This window comes from Halorubrum sp. Ea8 (assembly GCF_002252925.1).
In the GTDB taxonomy this organism is placed as follows: domain Archaea; phylum Halobacteriota; class Halobacteria; order Halobacteriales; family Haloferacaceae; genus Halorubrum.
Window position 1 is genome coordinate 1 of record NZ_NHPF01000110.1, and the last position, 13,986, is coordinate 13,986.

The following is a 13,986-nucleotide window of genomic DNA, read 5'->3' on the forward strand; positions in this document are numbered from 1 at the left end:
CTGGGGAGGCGTGAGGCTGCGGTGCGGTTGCGGGCGGGTGGGACTCAAAGGGGCAGCCGGGAGGCGGGCGCAGGCGACGCAAGCACCGCAGGGAGCGAACGGAGTGAGCGACCGAAGAGCACAGCGAGCGTGCGCCCGCCTCCCGGCTGGGGCTTTGGAGGTGTTCCCCGCACCAGCGACAACGTATAGCCGAGCGGCTGGGGCTTTGGAGTTGTTCACCGCCTCAGAGACGATATACAGCCGAGCGGCTGAGGCTTTGAAATTGTTCGCCGCGGACTGGTCACTTACTTATAAATAACCGACTGCGGCCTCTAGAGGGCCCACCGCGTCGTCGACGCCGACTACGTAGCCGTTCGGTCGGCGACGCAACCCTTACGCGTCGTGACCGTCAAACTGCGGCATATGACCGACGAACGCGACGACGACCGCCACGAGTTCTCCGCGGGGCAGGGCGTCGACGCCGACTACGAGGAGTTCACCCTCGACCCCGAGGAGATCGACGCCGACCCGAACACGGTCGACCCCGTCGACTCCCGCGTCCTCACCGACATCCTCGACAGGCGAAACGTCGAGAGCGACGCCATCGACGTCGAGCGACTCATGGACGTCGGCCTCTCGTACATGGGGATCAACCGCTTCGAGGAGGCGACGGAGACGTTCGAGCGCGCCGCCCACTTCGCCGAGGAGGACTCGCTGGAGGCCCAGGAGGCGTGGGTGAACAAGGGCGCGGCCCACGCCGAACTGGAGGAGTACGACGAGGCGATCGGCGCCTACGAGGAGGCGCTGCGGATCGACGACTCGTCGGAGCACGCCGCGACCGCCGAGACCAACCTCGCGTACGCGCTCTGGGAGTTCGGCCGCAGCGAGCAGGCGCTCGAACACGCCGAGCGCGCCGTCGAGACCGACCCGCGCTTCGCCGAGGCGTGGTACAACCGCGGCTTCATGCTGGTCGAGCGCGGGCTCGCCGAGGACGCCGTCACCTGCTTCGACAACGCGATCCGCCTCGGCTACCGGAGCGCGGGCGTCCTCGAGGAGAAGGCGCGCGCCCTCGAAGAGGCCGGCGAACACGAACAGGCCGAGGAGGTCGCCGACCGCGCCGACGAGATCCGCCGCGAGGCGGAAGGGCAGATGGTCGAGGAACAGACCGGACAGGCGCCCGGACCGGGCGGTCGCGGCGGGCGGGGCGGCTCCGGCGGCCAGGCGGGCGGCCGAGGCGGCCGCGGCGGTCAACCGGGCGAGCGCGGCGAGACGACCGAGGCCCCGGAGCGCGAGCTCCAAGGCGAGGGGCCCGAGGGCTTCTGAGATGGGCGACGCGGGCTCCGAGATGCTCCTCCGCGAGCGCGAGACCGCGGAGGGGACGCTCGTCTCCGTCTGCGACGCGGACTGCCTCGGCGAGACGTACGCGGACGGCGACGTGACCCTCGCCGTCACCGAGGAGTTCTACGGGGGCGACGACGCCGTCGAGGCGAGCGCCGAGGAGGTCGTCGCCGGGCTCGGCCGCGCGCAGGTCGCGAACATCGTCGGGAGCGAGGCCGTCGGCGTCGCGGTCGAGGCCGGACTCGTCGACGAGGAGACGGTGCTGGAGGTCGGAGAGACCCGACACGCACAACTGCTCTGGCTGTGAGTCGGGTCGTATGAAGCGACTCGGACGGGAGGAGCTCGCGGCGCTGCTGGAACCCCGGCCGCCGTCGGACGCGTTCTGGAACCGCGCTATCGACGCTGAGCGCGCCGTCATCGGCGTCTCGCCGGAGGCCGTGGACGGCGAGAGCGAGGGCGAGGCGGGCGAGCGGGAGCGCCGGAACCGTCGGCGGCGCGGCGAGTCCGGACCGGACGGCCCACTCTCGACGGGCGACATCGTCGACGTCGGCGACGACTCGTTCGTCGTCGTCGCGGTCGAGGAGACGGCGGCCGGCGGGCGGCGCTACCGGATCGACTTGGTCGAGCCGCGGGCGGACGGGTGACCCCCGTAACGCAGAGACCGAGGCGACCGCCTACAGGTCCGCGACGTCTTCGATGGCGTCGGTGAGTTCTGTCACGCTCTCGACGGTGTGCTCGCCCATGTGACCGATGCGGAACGTCTCCTCGGCGATGTCGCCGTACCCGTTCGAGAAGGCCATGTCGTACTCCTCGCTCACCGCCTCGATCGTCGCGGCGACGTCGATGCCTTGCGTGTTCTCGATGCAGGCGACCGTCTGCGACTCGTACCCCGCCTCGGGGAACATCGCGAAGTGCTCGTCGGCCCAGTCGTGGACGTACGCCATCATCTCGCGGTGGCGCTCGTCGCGGGCGCGGTGGCCCTCGTCGAGCATGCGCTTCATCTGCTTGCGGTACGCTAACATGATCGGGATGGCGGGCGTCGAGTGGGTCTGGCCCTTGCGGTCGTAGTAGTCGATGGCGCGCCGGAAGCCGCCGTACCACGAGGAGTCCCCCTTCTCGACCTCGCGGTCGTAGGCGTCGTCGCTGACGACGCAGACCGCGAGCCCCGGCGGCATCGCGAACGCCTTCTGTGTGGACGCGAAGATGACGTCGATGTCGTGCTCCTCGATGTCGACGTAGTCGCCGCCGAGCGACGAGACGGCGTCGACGGCGAAGTAGGTGTCCGGGTACTCGCCGATGACGTCGCCCATCTCCTCGATGGGGTTGCGGACGCCGGTCGACGACTCGTTCATCACGCCCGCGACCATGTCGTACCCCTCGTCGCTGGCTTCGAGGGCGTCGCGGACGTCCTCGGGCTTGACCGCGTCGCCCCACTCGTACTCCAGCCGGGTGACGTCCTTGCCGAGCCGCTCGGCGACGTTGGCGTAGCGCTCGCTGAAGCTCCCGCAGGTCGGCACCAGGACGCGCTCGTCGACGAGGTTCAGCGTCGACGCCTCCCAGAACTCCGTCCCGGAGGCGGTGAGGATGATCACGTCGTTGTCGGTGCCGAGGAACTCCTTCGTGTCCTCGACGATGGTCGTGTACAGGTCGGTCATCCGGCCCATCCGGTGCCCGAACGTCGACTCCGTCATCGCCTCGATGACGTCGTCGCGGACCTCCGTCGGCCCGGGGATGTACAGCGTCTTGTCGTCGTAGTCGTCTCGGTATTCGCGTTTCTTCGTCACGGGATCCACCTGTCGAATGGTACCGGGTCGCGAGACGGTATGGTCCTTATGATCCGCTCAAAACGAGGGCGTCGATCGGAGGTCAGACGCGTCACGTGCCGGCGATCGGATGCCTCTGATGCCGGCGATCGGACGCGTCTCGTGCCGGCGATCGGACGCGCCTCGTACTGAGTGCCGAAAGGCGATCCGAGCCCGAGTCGACGGACCGGCACCGGTGAGGGTGCGGGCCGGCGAACTCGTCGTCGTGCGAAATTCTTTGTGCCGTCTGGCAGTAGTTCGAGTATGGGACACCGCCTCGATGAGATAGACAAGCGCGTCCTCTACTACTTCGCGGTGAACGCGCGGAACACGGCGACGTCGGACATCGCCGAGGAGATGGGGGTGACGCCGGCGACGATCCGGAACCGGATCGACCAACTCGAGGACCGGGGAATTCTCCGAAGCTACCTGGCCGACATCGACTACAAGTCGATCGACGGGTACATCACCTACCTGTTCAGGTGCACGGCGCCGATTCCGGACCGGACGCAGGTCGCCCAGTCGGCGTTGGACGTCTCGGGAGTCGTCACCGTCCAAGAGCTGATGTCCGGTTCGGGCAACCTCCTCGTGACCGTCGTCGGCGCCGACACGGACGACATCAACCACGTCGCCGGCGAGCTCTCCGACCTCGGGCTACGGATCGAAGACGAGAGCGTGATGCAGGGGGAGTACCACAGACCGTACGATCCGTTCGGTCCCGAGACCGTCTCGAAAGGGCCGTCGCTGACCGACTTCATGAGCCTCGCGGGCGACGCCGAAGTCGCCGAGTTCTCCGTCTCGGAGGACGCCGAAATCGCGGGCAAAACCATCGAGCAAGCGGTCGACGAGGGACATCTCTCCCCCGACACGCACGTCGTCGGCATCGAACGCGAGGGCGACATGCTCACGCCGAAGGGGCAGACTACCTTCCGAGCCGGCGACATCGTCTCCCTGCTCTCGAAGGCCCCGTTCGAGCAGGGCTCGCTGGGGGCGTTCGGCACGCCGCGGAAGTGAGTTCGGACCGGTCGCCGGCGGCGGAGCCTCAGCGCCAGTGCCAGAAGTCGTTCCCGTCCTCCTCGACGGGGTCGGTCCGCTCGCGGAGGTCGACGACGTCCCCCTCGGTGGGTTCGTGGTCGTCCGGGAGCGACTCCATGCAGTCGAAACAGAGGAAGAACTCGGCGCCGTCCGTCAGTTCGAGGGTCATCCCCTGCGTCGACTCGAACGCGAAGTTCCACAGGTCGCCGATCCCGCCGGCGATCCTGACGGACCGCTCGCAGACGTCGCACGACTCCGAGGCCATACGCCGGGTAGGGGTCCGGGGCGCTAATGCGTGTCGCCGCGATGCGCGGTCGACGTGAGCCGCGGCGGCGAGGGGGCCCGCCCGCAGGGACGCGTTATCGCGGTTCCGGTGTCCGGCTCGTCGAAACCGCCTCCGAGCTCATCGAGGGCCGTCTGTAGGCCATCAAGGGCTGTCCGCGGGCCATCGAAGGCCGTCCGCGGGAGACGAGTACGGAGCGTCGTATGACGGAGCCCGGGGTCGGATAATAACAGTCCTTATCTAAAGGCCCGACAGAGTAGTATTGTGAAAGATATGCAAAATAGATCGGTAGGGAGGAGCGGATCGCTCACTCGGCTCCAGTGGGTTGCAATCGCGTTGGCCGCCATCACTGGCGTTCTTCACGTGTACGCTGGCGTCGTCGAAGGGCGGGCGCCGGTGGCGCTTGCGGGGGTCGGCTACGCCGGTTCGATTGCGCTGTTTTCGCTCGACTATCGGCGTCGCCTGCTCTATCTCATCGGGATTCCGTACACCGCCGTGCAGTTCCCCCTCTGGATCGTGGCCAAGTCGGAATATGGGGCGATCGACTACGTCGACAAGGCGGTCCAAGTCGTCCTGATCCTCACGTTGATCTATCTCTATCTGAACGCACCGTCCGAGTCGGCCGGGAACGCGGCGACGGCGGCGGATTGAGCGGGCGATTTCACGGACGTATCCCGGGCTCAGTCGTCTCGAATCACCATCACTTTCACTCGGTTCACGCCGTCGAAGTCACGGAGCCGATACGTTAATTCCCGGACGCGTTCGCCGGTCCCCTGACAGAACAGGGACTCGAGACACCACTCCCCCTGGTGCGTGTGACTCGTGTTGCGGATCACGTCCTGATAGTCGTGTTGGACGCCGTGGAGCTCGCCGATCACCTCGTGGTGGCGGTAGTCGAAGGCGACGAGCGCGATGACGTCCTCGCTGAGGTCCTCGAGTCGGGAGTGCGACTCGATGTACTCCTGTATGGCCTCGCGAACCGCTCGTGACCGATTGTCCAGTCCCTCGTCGCGCCAGACCTGATCGAACTCGTCGACGACCGCGTCCGGGATGTTCAAACTCGTTCGCATCGGGCGTCGTTCGGGGCGCTCGTACAAGAGTTCCGAGTACGCGGTCTCCGTGCGGCGAACGCGGCGGCGGCTACCCCTCGATCGGCGCTTCCCAGAGCAGGATACCGGTCGAGCTGACGATGAGGACGACGCCGGCCGCGGCGAGCGCGAACAGCGGGGAGACGGCGTCGGAGATGACGCCGCTCCCGAGCTGGAAGGGCACGACCGCGAGTCCACTGACCATCGCCATCGCGCTGAGCACGGTCGCACGGCCCGCCGTCTCGGTGCGGTCGTTGATGTACTGGCCGGCGAACGACCGCGTCACGTCGGAGAGCCCGCGGATCAGCAGGAACGTCGGGAGCGCGAGCACCGGAACGAAGTACATGCCCACCAGCGCGCCGCCCACGACGAAGGGCAGCCACAGGAACCACGTCCGGAGCCCCAGACGGGCGCGGATCGCTCCGGTGTAGTAGCTCAGTCCGGCGCCGACGAGACTGTACGCCGAGTAGAACCACCCGAGCAGCGACCGCACCGCCGACTGCGAGACGCCGAAGTCGAGAACGATCGTCTCGAAGATCGGCTGGAGGAAGACGAACACGAGGTACGTCACCGCCGCGTAGACGACGTAGTAATACAGCACGAACGCCCGGACGTTCCGCTCCGAGACCGTTCGCCGGATGATCGACAGCGTGCGGCGAAAGCTCAGTGTCGCGGTGTCGGCCCGTTCGTAGGTGTCGGGCTCGTCTATCGTCAGGAGAACGACCACGCCGAGCGCCGTCACTCCCGCGGCGACGAACCACGGATACGACAGGTCGATGCTGCCGAGATACCCCCCGACGACGGCCGCACCGGCGCCGATCGCCAGCGCGACCGACTCCCCGCATCCGCGGACGTGCGCGAACTCGTCTTCGGAGAGGTCGTCGGTGAGCGTGTCGTACAGCCAGGCGTCTTCGCTTCCCGAGCGGAAGTTGTAGCCCATCGACCAACAGACGTACAGCGCCACGAGCGCCCGGAACGAACCGGAGAGTCCGATTCCGAGCAGCGTGAGCGAGATGAGAGCGGTTCCGGTCAGGAGACTGTTGCGCCGACCGAGGCGGTCGCCGACGTAGCCCGTCGGAATTTCACCCAGCAGCGTCGTCAGGTTGTATACCGCTTCGAGGACCGCGATCTGCGTGAAATCGAGTCCCTGTGCGAGGAAGAAGAGATACATAATCGGGCGGTAGAATTCGACGGCCTTGGTCGACTTGTAGAGGTAATACTTCAGGACGCTCCGCGGAGGGAGAGCGGCGGAACGCCGGAACGGAACGGCCATACTTCGGATGGCGATTCCGCCGAGATGGTTGTTGTGTTATGATCGGACCGCGAATTCGTAATACGAGCGCATCGGGCGAGTAGAGCCGGGGTCGGGTGTCGGCCGTTCGGCGGCTCGAAGTACCGAACGGCCGGTGTGCCGACGAGCGGTCTGCGCGGTTCACGGCGGCGTGAGGCCGGTAGACTGCGTATCGGTCGCGACGGTCGGACGCTCGCCGCAGCCGCTGTCCCGAGAGAGTTACTTGCGAAAGCGGGTGGGAGTTCCTCGCAGGATGCGGCCCCGTATGTAGTATCGCCCCGTCGAACGGCGCGGCGGCCGTCGGTAGGGGGGTGACCGATGCGGGGGATGGAGTCGGCACGAGGGTTCCGTCGGGTTCCTCGGATACATCCCGAATTGGCCGATAGCAGACGCCTGGGAGTTGCGTATGAGAGGTTCCGCCAGTTCAGAGGGGAACGCCGAGACTCGTGCGGGGCGACTCGCAGAGACGAGAAGTCGGTCGGTTTCCCGGACCGGGGTCGTCGCTCGTTTGACGACGCGGAGACCGGTCTCAGGGGTGACACGCCGCGACCGTTTCAGTTGACGGCCTTCGAGAGTTCGGCACCCGTCTTGAACTCGACCACGTTCTTCGCCGCGATCTGGATCTCTTTCCCGGTCTGAGGGTTTCGCCCGGTCCGGGCGGACCGCTTCGAGATGCTGAACGTGCCGAACACCTCGCTCTCGTCCGCTCCCCCGTCCACCGACAGCCGATCGCCTTTCTTCAGGGCCTCCGTCGCCACGCTGACGAACGCCTCGATCGCCCGCTCCGCGTCGCTCGCCGATACCCCCTCGCGCGATTCGCGTCCCGTTTCGCTCGCGATGTACTCCGCGTCGATCACCACGTCGGCGTCGCGGCACCTGGCGCTGGCCTCGTCGCCCTTACCGGGGTTGAGATCGAGGGCGGCCGCGAACTCCGGGCAGGCGTCGAACGTCACCGGCGACTCGTCCGCGGGCCCGTTTCGGGACCTCGGATTTCGCCCCGTCCGGGCGGAGCGCTTCGAGATACTGAACGATCCGAATCCGATCAGTACGGTGCTGTCACCCTTCTGCAAGGCGTTCGTCGTCGCACTGGTGAACGCGTCGAGCGCCCGCTTCGCGTCCGACTTGCTCAGTCCGGCGTGGCTCGCCATCGCCTCGATCAGTTCCGCTTTGTTCATCGCCGCGGCCTGACCGGTCGTCGCTACCGCGCCCAGTCCGAGGGACGCCGAGAGGATAGCGCTCCTCCGCAGTACGGTTCGCCGCGAGAGCTCGTCTTGGGACATGATACCTTTACTCACAACCCTCTCACGCTCTGAGACTATATAAAATATCTGAAAATTCATCTGAGCGTTACTGTGTCGTGTCCAACGCTGGTCTGACTGCGGTTTGAGGGCCCGGACCTGACTACGTCCCGCCCGTTGCGCCCCAGCTCGCACTGGCCTCGACGGCGTTCTCGAACGTGAGTTCGGCGACCTCAGGCGGGTTGTCGTCACTCCCTTCGGGGAGGAACTGAAAGCGGAGGCGCTCTCCGGTCTCGCCGAGGAGCGCTTCGAGGGTGACGATATCGCCCTGTCGGGCGCTGACGAACTCCCGACGGACGATCGTCTCTCCACCGGCGACAGCGGTGTCGAGCGAGGCGTCGTACGTGTCGAGTTTCGTACGTACCGCGACCGGCACGGCGTCGTCACCGGTGTTCGTTACGATTAGCGTCCCGCCCGGGTATTCGGGGTCCCGGTCGCCGCTCGAGAGGGCGCCCGCACAGCCGGCGAGCGAGACAGCGGCGAGACACCCGCCGGCCCCGCGTAGGAGTCGTCTTCTCTGCATGGCAACGCTTCCCGGGCCGGCAGTGAAATGTCTTCGTATTGAATGAAACGGCGTATCGAACGTCCTCTCGTCCCGATCGCTCCGAATCTCTCGGGGCGGGCACCGAACCGACGACCGATACGCGCGTCGTCCGCGGCGTGACCGCGACGAGCTATCGGCCGCGAGCGATTCCGACGGGGCCGGTTCCCCGCGATCGATCGGCCGGCGGGGGACGGGCGCCCGCCGCGTCGTCGACGATTTATGTTCGAGCGCGACCGATCCCACTCCGATCATGCGAGCCTTCTTCGCCGTCGACCTTCCCGACGACCTCGCGGAGCCACTCGCCGACGCGCAGGCCGCGTTCGAAGGCGCCGACGGGCTGCGGTTCGTCGACCCCGACCGGGCGCACGTGACGCTGAAGTTCCTCGGCGAGATCGGCGAGGCGGACGCCGACGACCGGAGCGCCGAGGACGAAGAGGCGCCGCCGCTCGACGACGTGATCGCGGCCGGCGAGCGCGCGGTCGCCGACGCCGGCGTCGGTCCCTTCGAGTGCGCGATCGAGGGGTTCGGCGTCTTCCCGAGCCTCGACTACGTCTCGGTCGTCTGGGCGGGGGTCGGCGCGGGGAGCGCGGCGCTGACCGCGCTCCACGAGTCGCTGGAGGCGGAGACGACCGCGATCGGCGTCGACCCGGAGGAGCACGCGTTCACCCCGCACGTCACGCTCGCCCGGATGAACGACGCCCGCGGGAAGGAACTGGTTCGGGAGGTCGTCCGCGAGCGCGACCCCGAGATCGGACGGTTCGAGGCCGACGCGGTCCGCCTCGTGAAGTCGACGCTGACGAGCGACGGACCCGTGTACGACACCGTCGCGTCGTTCGAACTCTGACGAGGGCCTCCCGACGCCCCCGTCACTCCGCGTTCCTCGGGTCGTCGGCGTCGCCCTCGGAGCCGCCGTCGCCCTCATCATTGAGCTCCCCCTCCCCGTTCGCCGCCGCCCTCGCTCCCGGGTGCTCGACTCGGACCCGCGTCACCCGCGTCGGGGTCGCCCCGGTGACGGTGAGCGACACGTCCCCGAGGACGACGCGGTCGCCCTCGGCCGCGACCCGGCCAATTCGCTGGGTGATCAGCCCCGCGACCGTGTCGACGCCGCCGCCGACCGGGAGGTCTACCCCGAGCGTCTCGTTGAGGTGCGCGACGGTGGTCCACCCGCGGACGACCGCGGCGTCGGGCGCGACCACGTCGACGTGATCGACCTCCCATCGGCCCACGAGCTCGCCGACGATCTCTTCGACGACGTCCGCCAGCGTGACGATCCCGACGACCGCGCCGAACTCGTCGACGACGATCGCCATCCGCCGGCCGGTCGACCGCAGCTCGTCGAACAGCTCGTCGACGGGCTGGGTCTCGGGGACGAACGTCGGCTCGCGGAGCGCGCTCGCGAGGGGCTCGCCCCGCTCGTGGGCGCCGATGGCGTCGCGCACGTCGACGGTCCCGACCACGTCGTCGCGGTTCTCGCCGTAGACGGGCATCCGGGTGACGCCCTCGCGCCCGGCGGTCGAGAGCGCGTCGGCCGGGGTCGCGGTGTCCGGGATCGCCACCATGTCCGTGCGCGGGACCATCACCGCGGAGACGCGCGTCGACTCCAGGTCGAGGACGCCGCGTATCATCGCGCCCTCCTCGGGGTCGATCGCGCCCGCCGCCTGCCCCGAGAGCACGAGCGTCTCGATCTCCTCGCGGGTGAGGTACGACTCGATGTCGGGCTCGCCGCCGGTGAACCGGTTGACGACGCCGGAGAGCGCCTCGAAGACGTAGAGCACGGGCCGGATGACCCGTTGGATCGCGACGACGGGGCGGGAGACGCGGAGCGCGTGCTTCTCGGCGTTCGCGACCGCGTACGACTTCGGCGCGATCTCGCCGAAGACGATGACGAAGACGCTCGTGACGAGCGTCGACCCGGTCGCGGCCTGCCCCCCGGAGAAGCCGAACCGGACGAACACCGCGGTCGCGACCGAGGCGGCCGCGATGTTGGCGACGTTGTTGCTCACGAGGGCCGTGACGAGGAAGCGGTGCGAGTCCTCGCGAAGCGCCGAGAGCGCCCGCGCGCCGGGCACGTCGGCGGCCAGCAGCGAGTCGACCCGGTGGGTCGGCACCGAGAAGACGGCCAGCTCCGAGCTGGAGAAGAAGGCGCTGACCCCCGTCAGCACGAGGATCGCGGCCACCCCGGCGAACGCGATCGTGATGTCCATGTGTGCCCGTGCGGCCGGATATAAAAGGCAGTACCGCCGCGCCCGCGGTCCGACCGGGGACCGCGGCGGTTCACTCGACCGCGATCGGGTAAGCACGAACGAGGATTTTCCACCGGAAACGAGGGGGTTAGATAAGCACGATCGCGGATCATATCGGACGGCAAAACGGCGCGATGAGGAAAGCGTTAACCTCGCGCCGCCGGTGGATACGGACATGAAGGTACTCGTGACCGACCCCATCGCGGACGCGGGGTTGGACCGACTCCGAGACGCCGGCCACGAGGTCGAAACGGACTACGACGTCGAGGGGGAAGCCCTCCTCGACGCCGTGAGCGACGCCAACGCGCTCATCGTCCGCTCGGGAACCGAAGTCACCGAGACCGTCTTCGAGGCCGCCCCCGAGCTCGTCATCGTCGGTCGCGCCGGGATCGGGGTCGACAACATCGACATCGAGGCCGCCACGGACCACGGGGTCATCGTCGCCAACGCGCCCGACGGGAACGTCCGGGCCGCGGCCGAGCACACCGTCGCGATGACGTTCGCCGTCGCGCGCTCGATCCCGCAGGCGCACGGCCGCCTCCTCGGCGGCGAGTGGGCCAAAGGCGAGTTCCTCGGCACCGAGGTGAACAACAAGACGCTCACCATCGTCGGGCTCGGTCGCGTCGGCCAAGAGGTCGCCAAGCGGCTCGACTCGCTTGGGATGGACCTGGTCGTCTACGACCCGTACATCTCCGAGGAGCGCGCCGACCGGCTGGGCGCCGAGCTCGTCGAGGACCTCCACGAGGCGCTCGCGCGCGGCGACTTCGCGACGGTTCACACCCCGCTCCTCCCCGAGACCGAGGGGATGATCGGCGAGGACGAGCTGGCGCAGCTGGAGGGCGGCTACCTCATCAACTGCGCCCGCGGCGGGATCGTCGACGAGGACGCGCTCGCCGAGGCGGTCGACGACGGCGTCCTCGCGGGCGCCGCGCTCGACTCATTCGCCGAGGAGCCGCTGTCGCAGGACTCGCCGCTGCTCGACGTCGAGGAGATCGTCGTCACGCCGCACCTCGGCGCCTCGACCGAGGCGGCCCAGGAGAACGTCGCCGTCGACACCGCGGAGGCCGTCCTCGCGGCGTTCGACGACGAGCCGGTACTCACCGCGCTCAACGCGCCCTCCGTCGACGAGACGGCCTTCCCGCGGATCAAGCCGTACATCGACGTCGCCGAGACCGCCGGCAAGGTCGCCGCCCAACTGCTCGACGGTCGCATCACGAGCGTTGAGGCGACCTACGAGGGCGACATCGCCGAGGAGGACGTCGAGCTCGTCACCGCGAGCGCGCTGAAGGGCGTGTTCGAGCCGCTGGAGTGGCAGGTGAACGCGGTGAACGCGCCGCGCCTCGCCGAGGAGCGCGGCATCGACGTGACCGAGTCGAAGACCCGCCAGACGGAGGACTTCCAGAGCCTCGTGCGCGTCACCGTCTACAACGGGGACGACTCCATCGCGGTCGAGGGCACCCTGTTCGCCGGCGAGGACCCCCGGATCGTCCGGATCGACGGCTTCCGCGTCGACGCGGTCCCGTACGGCCACATGCTGGTCGCGCGCAACACCGACGAGCCCGGCGTCATCGGCCTCATCGGCACCGTCCTCGGCGACCACGACGTCAACATCGCCGGGATGTACAACGCCCGCGAGACGCTGGGCGGCGAGGCGCTCACCGTCTACAACCTCGACCACGACGTTCCCGAACCCGTGATCGAGACGCTGCTCGACGACGACCGGATCGTCGAAGTCACCGAGATCACGCTGGACGACGCCGACGAGCGACAGGCCGATTGACGGCCCGGTAGCGGCTCGGTAGGGCGGCGCCGTCGCAGTTACCGAAGAGTCGCGCGGCGCGACCGCGACCCCCGAGAAGTCACGCCGCGCAACGAGCGCGCGAAGCGGATCCGGACCGCTGTTCGCCGACTGCAGACGGCTGAAGTACCGAATTCCGGCCTCGCGATGGGTCGATGTGTCCCCGAGCGTACCAGTCGCGATACCAAAACTACCGAATCAGCGACAAGCTTATTTCAATCAGTTGGTGACAGGAGGGCAGTGACAGAGTCGTATCAATCGCTCAATGAACACCTCACCGAATCGTCGTCGATCCTCCTCCTCGCTCCGTCAGACGACTCTCCGGACGATCGCGCCTGTGTCGATCTGTTGACTCGGGAGCCACCCGACGAGACCAACGTACTGAGCGTGACGCTCTCGGCGTCCCCCTCCGACCGGCTCTCGATCTGGCGGCGCGAGTCGGGCGAGGAGTTCCCGGCCCGGACGACGATCTTCGACGGGAGGCGGGGGGAGACTGAGGGCGAGTCGGGGGCGGCGCCCGAATCGGAGTCGATGTCCGTACGGCGCTTTCCCGAACACGCGGACCTACACGATATCGGTCTCGCTATCGCCGAGCAGATCGGCGCCTGGCGGGACACCGACGAGGCGACGGTCATGTGTTTCCACTCGCTGACAACGTTGTTCGCCGCCTACGACGCCGATCGGGTGGTCAGTCTGATCACCTCGCTTAACGACCTCTGTGATAGCCGCGACGTGATCGCTCACCACCACGTCGACCCGAAAGAGTTCGACGCCGAGACGGTGACGACCCTTCGCCCGCTGTACGACGCGGTGCTCGAGTACACGCCGGAAGTCGGCTGGATCCCGACGGAGCGCGAGGAAGCGGCTCCCGCGCCGTCGTTCGATTCGACGACGCCGCCGCCGGGCGGGCGAGCGAAGACGGATCCCGACCGCCCCGAGACGGTGCCGATGCGGCACTCCTTCGATACCCTCTTGGACCTGCTGTCGTCCCCGCGCCGGCGGACGCTGCTGTACTACCTGAAGAACCGGTCGGAAGACGAGATCCCGCTCGACGAGCTCGTCGAGGACGTCCGCGACATCGAGCGGGCGCTGCCGGTCCGGGACTCGGCTCCGCGCGAGAAGGTCCGGACCGAGCTCCGACACACCCACCTGCCGAAGCTACGAGAGGTCGGGATCGTCCGGTACGACGCCGGCTCCCAGACGGTCCACTACACGGAGAATCAAGGGCTCGAGTCCTATCTCGACTACGTCGAGACGGTCGAGTTGGGCTGATCGGCGGCCGCGACG

At 68.0% G+C, this 13,986-nt stretch carries 15 protein-coding genes; 8 read left to right on the forward strand and 7 right to left on the reverse strand.

Going from position 1 to position 13,986, the window contains the following annotated elements; genetic code table 11:
• The first annotated feature begins 402 nt into the window (after positions 1-402).
• The 3 genes from DJ74_RS13335 to DJ74_RS13345 are packed head-to-tail and all read left to right on the forward strand — an operon-like array spanning position 403 to position 1,961.
• Complete coding sequence (locus DJ74_RS13335) at positions 403-1,302, forward strand: tetratricopeptide repeat protein (protein WP_094527550.1); 900 nt, start codon at positions 403-405, stop codon at positions 1,300-1,302.
• A 22-nt stretch (positions 1,303-1,324) separates the two neighbouring features.
• Positions 1,325-1,624, forward strand: a complete 300-nt coding sequence (locus tag DJ74_RS13340) for a DUF424 domain-containing protein (RefSeq protein WP_094527584.1) — start codon at positions 1,325-1,327, stop codon at positions 1,622-1,624.
• Between the two features lie 10 nt (positions 1,625-1,634).
• Positions 1,635-1,961 carry a hypothetical protein gene (locus tag DJ74_RS13345; protein WP_094527551.1) on the forward strand — a complete coding sequence of 109 codons (327 nt, stop codon included), beginning with the start codon at positions 1,635-1,637 and terminating at the stop codon, positions 1,959-1,961.
• A gap of 30 nt (positions 1,962-1,991) precedes the next feature.
• On the opposite strand, the gene DJ74_RS13350 is transcribed toward DJ74_RS13345, so the two are convergent.
• Positions 1,992-3,101 (reverse strand): alanine--glyoxylate aminotransferase family protein, encoded by a 1,110-nt coding sequence (locus DJ74_RS13350; RefSeq protein WP_094527585.1) that lies wholly within the window; start codon positions 3,099-3,101, stop codon positions 1,992-1,994.
• Between the two features lie 282 nt (positions 3,102-3,383).
• On the opposite strand from DJ74_RS13350, the gene DJ74_RS13355 reads away from it, so the two are divergent.
• Complete coding sequence (locus DJ74_RS13355; protein ID WP_094525242.1) at positions 3,384-4,133, forward strand: TrkA C-terminal domain-containing protein; 750 nt, start codon at positions 3,384-3,386, stop codon at positions 4,131-4,133.
• Between the two features lie 28 nt (positions 4,134-4,161).
• Here DJ74_RS13355 and DJ74_RS13360 read toward each other — a convergent pair whose 3' ends face one another.
• Positions 4,162-4,419 carry a hypothetical protein gene (locus DJ74_RS13360; protein ID WP_094525243.1) on the reverse strand — a complete coding sequence of 86 codons (258 nt, stop codon included), beginning with the start codon at positions 4,417-4,419 and terminating at the stop codon, positions 4,162-4,164.
• 381 nt (positions 4,420-4,800) lie between these two features.
• Here DJ74_RS13360 and DJ74_RS13365 point away from each other — a divergent pair, with 381 nt between their 5' ends.
• The gene (locus tag DJ74_RS13365; RefSeq protein WP_254921594.1) at positions 4,801-5,088 is read left to right on the forward strand and encodes a hypothetical protein; all 288 of its coding nucleotides are present in this window, start codon (positions 4,801-4,803) and stop codon (positions 5,086-5,088) included.
• Positions 5,089-5,117: 29 nt separating this feature from the next.
• Here the strand turns inward: DJ74_RS13365 and DJ74_RS13370 are convergent, their stop codons facing one another.
• The 4 genes from DJ74_RS13370 to DJ74_RS13385 all read right to left on the reverse strand — a co-directional run bounded on the left by DJ74_RS13370 (position 5,118) and on the right by DJ74_RS13385 (position 8,637).
• Positions 5,118-5,507: a CopG family ribbon-helix-helix protein gene (locus DJ74_RS13370; RefSeq protein ID WP_094525245.1), complete on the reverse strand. Its 390-nt coding sequence runs from the start codon at positions 5,505-5,507 to the stop codon at positions 5,118-5,120.
• A 70-nt stretch (positions 5,508-5,577) separates the two neighbouring features.
• Complete coding sequence (locus tag DJ74_RS13375) at positions 5,578-6,798, reverse strand: MFS transporter (RefSeq protein ID WP_176451352.1); 1,221 nt, start codon at positions 6,796-6,798, stop codon at positions 5,578-5,580.
• 572 nt (positions 6,799-7,370) lie between these two features.
• Positions 7,371-8,111 carry an HU family DNA-binding protein gene (locus tag DJ74_RS20045; protein WP_275542475.1) on the reverse strand — a complete coding sequence of 247 codons (741 nt, stop codon included), beginning with the start codon at positions 8,109-8,111 and terminating at the stop codon, positions 7,371-7,373.
• A 106-nt stretch (positions 8,112-8,217) separates the two neighbouring features.
• Positions 8,218-8,637: a hypothetical protein gene (locus DJ74_RS13385; protein WP_094527554.1), complete on the reverse strand. Its 420-nt coding sequence runs from the start codon at positions 8,635-8,637 to the stop codon at positions 8,218-8,220.
• A 271-nt stretch (positions 8,638-8,908) separates the two neighbouring features.
• On the opposite strand from DJ74_RS13385, the gene thpR reads away from it, so the two are divergent.
• Positions 8,909-9,502 (forward strand): RNA 2',3'-cyclic phosphodiesterase, encoded by a 594-nt coding sequence (gene thpR, locus DJ74_RS13390; protein ID WP_094527555.1) that lies wholly within the window; start codon positions 8,909-8,911, stop codon positions 9,500-9,502.
• Positions 9,503-9,524: 22 nt separating this feature from the next.
• On the opposite strand, the gene DJ74_RS13395 is transcribed toward thpR, so the two are convergent.
• On the reverse strand, positions 9,525-10,862 hold the full coding sequence (locus DJ74_RS13395) for a hemolysin family protein (RefSeq protein ID WP_094527556.1): 1,338 nt from the start codon (positions 10,860-10,862) through the stop codon (positions 9,525-9,527).
• Positions 10,863-11,076: 214 nt separating this feature from the next.
• Between DJ74_RS13395 and serA the strand changes: the two genes are divergently transcribed.
• Entirely contained in the window at positions 11,077-12,681 is a 1,605-nt protein-coding gene (gene serA / locus DJ74_RS13400; RefSeq protein ID WP_094527557.1) for a phosphoglycerate dehydrogenase, read from the forward strand.
• Positions 12,682-12,939: 258 nt separating this feature from the next.
• On the forward strand, positions 12,940-13,971 hold the full coding sequence (locus tag DJ74_RS13405; RefSeq protein ID WP_094527558.1) for a hypothetical protein: 1,032 nt from the start codon (positions 12,940-12,942) through the stop codon (positions 13,969-13,971).
• Positions 13,972-13,986 lie beyond the last annotated feature (15 nt).

What these genes read in the sequence shown, in the direction of transcription:
- DJ74_RS13345 (WP_094527551.1), top strand. Translation starts at nt 1,635, where the DNA reads ATGAAGCGACTCGGACGGGAGGAGCTCGCGGCGCTGCTGGAACCCCGG.
- DJ74_RS13340 (WP_094527584.1), top strand. Translation starts at nt 1,325, where the DNA reads ATGCTCCTCCGCGAGCGCGAGACCGCGGAGGGGACGCTCGTCTCCGTC.
- DJ74_RS13375 (WP_176451352.1), bottom strand. Translation starts at nt 6,798, where the DNA reads ATGGCCGTTCCGTTCCGGCGTTCCGCCGCTCTCCCTCCGCGGAGCGTC.
- serA (WP_094527557.1), top strand. Translation starts at nt 11,077, where the DNA reads ATGAAGGTACTCGTGACCGACCCCATCGCGGACGCGGGGTTGGACCGA.
- thpR (WP_094527555.1), top strand. Translation starts at nt 8,909, where the DNA reads ATGCGAGCCTTCTTCGCCGTCGACCTTCCCGACGACCTCGCGGAGCCA.
- DJ74_RS13335 (WP_094527550.1), top strand. Translation starts at nt 403, where the DNA reads ATGACCGACGAACGCGACGACGACCGCCACGAGTTCTCCGCGGGGCAG.
- DJ74_RS13395 (WP_094527556.1), bottom strand. Translation starts at nt 10,862, where the DNA reads ATGGACATCACGATCGCGTTCGCCGGGGTGGCCGCGATCCTCGTGCTG.
- DJ74_RS13360 (WP_094525243.1), bottom strand. Translation starts at nt 4,419, where the DNA reads ATGGCCTCGGAGTCGTGCGACGTCTGCGAGCGGTCCGTCAGGATCGCC.
- DJ74_RS13385 (WP_094527554.1), bottom strand. Translation starts at nt 8,637, where the DNA reads ATGCAGAGAAGACGACTCCTACGCGGGGCCGGCGGGTGTCTCGCCGCT.
- DJ74_RS13355 (WP_094525242.1), top strand. Translation starts at nt 3,384, where the DNA reads ATGGGACACCGCCTCGATGAGATAGACAAGCGCGTCCTCTACTACTTC.
- DJ74_RS13370 (WP_094525245.1), bottom strand. Translation starts at nt 5,507, where the DNA reads ATGCGAACGAGTTTGAACATCCCGGACGCGGTCGTCGACGAGTTCGAT.